General features: G+C 62.4%; 3 protein-coding genes. All 3 read right to left on the minus strand.

Going from position 1 to position 3,264, the window contains the following annotated elements; genetic code table 11:
* Positions 1 to 1,145: sodium:proton antiporter (locus tag EN925_RS29190; protein WP_164894458.1), on the minus strand; the 1,145-nt coding region annotated here is incomplete at its 3' end.
* Positions 1,146 to 1,406: 261 nt separating this feature from the next.
* Positions 1,407 to 2,471, minus strand: coding sequence for an ABC transporter ATP-binding protein (locus EN925_RS29195; protein WP_127368667.1), 1,065 nt, complete (start codon positions 2,469 to 2,471; stop codon positions 1,407 to 1,409).
* 16 nt (positions 2,472 to 2,487) lie between these two features.
* Positions 2,488 to 3,264: ABC transporter permease (locus EN925_RS29200; protein WP_164894459.1), on the minus strand; the 777-nt coding region annotated here is incomplete at its 5' end.

Here is a 3,264-nt window from a genome sequence, read left to right on the forward strand (position 1 = left end):
ACCGTGAAGGCAGCGAGCACGATCGGGTCGCGGGCCGGGAATTCAGCCGGCAGGGCGAATGCCGCCGCAAGCGTCACCAAACCGCGCATCCCGCACCAGCCGATCAGCACGCCGCCACGAAACGACGGAGCGTCACGCTGACGATCAGCCACGCCGAAACGGTCAAACCACCTGATGATCGCGCCGCACCCCAGAACCCAGACGAAGCGTGAGACGATGACGATGGCGAGCACTGTCCCGGCCAGGACGAACGCATCGGTCTGCCCCTGCCCGGCAAGCCGGCCGACGATCGTACGCGCCTGCAGGCCCATCAGCACGAAAGCCAGAACATTGAGCACGAAGACCGCCGTTTCCCAGACGGAATAAGAGCTGATGCGGTTTCTGGCCGGCATGCGGCGCGGCGCGGTGCGGGCGATCGTCATGGCATAGACGACTATGGTGATGATGGCCGACAGTCCGATCCTGTCGGCCAGGATCCAGACCCCGAACGTGCCGGCAAATTGCACCACAGTGCCGCTCGCCGGGTCCTCGATCCGGCCCAGCGTCATCAGAGACAACCGGCCAAGCAGATAGCCGGCCGCAAGACTGCCGAGCGTGGACAGCAGGATCATCGGAACGGCGCTGCTCAGCAGAATGGAGCCTGCTGCCGCAGAAATCGCCATTCGGTAAATCAGCAGCGCGGTGGCGTCGTTAAGCAGGCTCTCGCCTTGCAGAATGGCAGTGATGCGATGCGGCACCTTGAACTGGCCAAGTACGGCCGATGCCGCAACCGCATCGGGCGGCGCCACGATGGCGCCAAGCGCTATGGCCGCGGCAATCGGCAGACCTGCCATCGCCCAGCCGGCCAGCGCCACCGTCGCTGTCGTGAAAAGGACGGCACCAAGCGCCAGCAGCACAAGCGGCACCTTGTAGCGGTTGAGATCGCGCAGCGACGTGTCATAGGCGGCGTCGAGCAGTACCGGCGCGATGAACAGGGCAAGCGCCAGTTCCGGGTCGATCTCGATGGTCGGCACGCCAGGCACGAAGGCGATGGCCACCCCTGCCAGCGCCAGCAAAGAGGGATAAGGAACCTGCACGCGCCGCGACAGCGCCGTCAGCGCAACGGCGATCAACAGCAGAACGAGTGTCAGTTCGAAAAGAACCATGGCCTCTTATAGCCGGGAAGCGAGATTCTGGCAGCGGCAAAGCGGCTGGAAATTGTTGATTACCCGGCAAGCTCGAGCCGGCAGAAAATACCTCGAATTGCTTCCTGACAAATCGCCGTCCACACCGACATTGAAATCATCTGATATGGGGCGCGCTTAAACGCGGACTTCCCTGCACTGCAGCCCATGCCACGCGGCGGAAGCATCCTTCCCCCTTCGCTAACCGGGATACAGCCATTCATTCCAAACAAGCGCAGCAGCCTAGTGCAGCACGAGCATATCGCTCGAAGAAAACGAGATCTCGGCCTTCTCACCAACTGCGGGGGGCGGCGTTGCCGGGCTGTTGAACGTGTCGAGCGAGACCGTGTTGCCGCCGATGCCGACACGAACCCGGATGACCGATCCGAGGAAATGCACTTCGGAGATTTCTCCGGATAGGCTGGAGTCACGGCCAGGCTGGCGGCCCAGCGAAATAACTTCCGGACGCAGCGCCAGGGACAGCGTGTCGCCCGACTTGGAACCGTTGAGCTTGCCCTTGAGCGAGACCTGTTCGGAATTGACCCTCACCGTGCCCGCGGCGGCATCGGTGACGGTGCCTTCCAGCACATTCAGCGTGCCGACGAAATTGGCGACGAACTTGGTTGCCGGCCGGTTGTAGATCTCGAATGGCGTGCCGACCTGCTCGGCCTTGCCGCCATACATGACGGCGATGCGGTCCGAGATCGACAGCGCCTCTTCCTGGTCGTGCGTGACGAAGATGGTGGTGATGCCGAGCTTCTTCTGGATCGACCGGATTTCCTCGCGCAGCGACACGCGCACCTTGGCGTCGAGCGCCGACAGCGGCTCGTCGAGCAGCAGCAGCTTTGGCTTCGGCGCGATGGCGCGGGCTAGCGCGATGCGCTGCTGCTGGCCGCCCGAGAGCTGGTAGGGATAGCGATCCGCCATCTGCGGCAGCTTGATGATGCCGAGCATCTCGGCGACGCGGGCATCGATGTCCGCCCTCGGCATGCCAGCGACCTTCAAGCCGAAGCCGATATTCTGCGCCACGGTCAGGTTCGGGAACAGGGCATAGGCCTGGAACACCATGCCGACATTGCGCTGGTTGGGCTTCAGTCTCGTAATGTCCTTGCCGCTGACGACGATCGTGCCCGCGCTCGGCTCCTCGAAACCGGCAACCATGCGCAACACCGTCGTCTTGCCGCAGCCGGATGGCCCGAGGAAGGAGACGAATTCGCCGCGCTCTACGTCGAGATTGAAGTCCTCCACCACCGTGGTGGCGCCGAAGGATTTTCGAACGTGCTGGATGGAGAGGAATGGGTCGGCCATGGCGTGGTTCTCTCGATCAATTTGGGCGGTTCGCCGATTTCGGCGCGAAGCGGGACAGGATCTGGATCAGCGACATGCAGCCCCAGGTGATGGCGAAGGCGATCACTGCAAGGGCTGCGGGCTCGTATGCACGGTTGGCGCCGATGTTCTGCAGATACGGGCCGAAAGCCGGACGGCTGAGCAGGCTGGCCATTGTAAACTCGCCAATGACGATGGCGAAAGTCAGGAATGCGCCGGACAGCACCGCGATCAGCACATTGGGCAGGATGACGCGGGTGATGATGGTGCCCCAGCCCGCACCCAGAATTTGCGCGGCTTCGGTCAGCGTACGCACATCGATGGTGCGCAGACCGGTGTCAACGGCCCGATACATGTAAGGCAGAGACAGCGTCGTATAGCCAATGACAAGCAACGCGTTCGCACCCCAATTGCTTGCCAAGAATGGCAGCGGCGAGTTCGAGCCGTACATCCTGATATAGCCGAAGACGATGACGATTGCCGGAATGACCAGCGGCAAAAGGGTGATGAATTCGACGATTGGCCTGAGCTGAGGCAGACGCAGCCGGATCCAGTATGCCGCCGGCACCACGATCAGCACCCCCAGGATAATGGTGCAGAGCGCAGCGATGACTGAAAAGAGGAAAGTTGACTGGAAGCGCGCGTCTCCCAGCACGACTTGATAGGCGTCGAAGGAGTGGACGCCGCGCCGCATGCGCAGCGAGAACTCGACCGTCGCCATCAACGGAATAAAGAAATAGGCAGCCCCGACAACAAAGACGACCCAGGCCCAGAA

The organism is Mesorhizobium sp. M7A.F.Ca.US.006.04.2.1, from assembly GCF_004022915.1.
GTDB classification, from domain to species: domain Bacteria; phylum Pseudomonadota; class Alphaproteobacteria; order Rhizobiales; family Rhizobiaceae; genus Mesorhizobium; species Mesorhizobium ciceri.

Excerpts from the sequence above, each read along its gene's own strand:
- EN925_RS29195 (WP_127368667.1), bottom strand. The coding sequence starts at position 2,471 with ATGGCCGACCCATTCCTCTCCATCCAGCACGTTCGAAAATCCTTCGGC.